The following is a 262-nucleotide window of genomic DNA, read 5'->3' as shown; positions in this document are numbered from 1 at the left end:
TGGCCGCCGCCGGCAGCAACCTGGCGCGCAGCAACCCTGCCCTGCAGGACCGCGTCGCCGAGGCGACCCGGCCCGTGGCAGCGCGCGAAGGCATTACCGTGGACGACGGGCCCGGTGATCTTGTGACCCAGTCCGGCGCTGGCATGGACCCCGAGCTGTCGCCGGCTGCGGCTGCGGTGCAGGTCTAGCGCGTGGAGGGCAACCGCGGCCTCTGCGTGGAACAGGTGCAGGCGCTGGTGCAGGCGCATACGCAGGGCCCGCA

Annotated in this window: 1 protein-coding gene; it reads left to right on the top strand. The window is 73.7% G+C overall.

Going from position 1 to position 262, the window contains the following annotated elements; all coding sequences use genetic code 11:
• On the top strand, positions 1 to 188 hold a 188-nt coding region (locus ACQG3P_RS20135), incomplete at its 5' end, for a potassium-transporting ATPase subunit C (protein WP_426806034.1).
• Between the last annotated feature and the right edge of the window lie 74 nt (positions 189 to 262).

This window comes from Stenotrophomonas sp. SrG, assembly GCF_050031795.1.
In the GTDB taxonomy this organism is placed as follows: Bacteria; Pseudomonadota; Gammaproteobacteria; order Xanthomonadales; family Xanthomonadaceae; genus Stenotrophomonas; species Stenotrophomonas rhizophila_A.
Note: the sequence above shows the minus strand (reverse complement) of the source record. Positions and strands in the feature narration are given on the sequence as shown.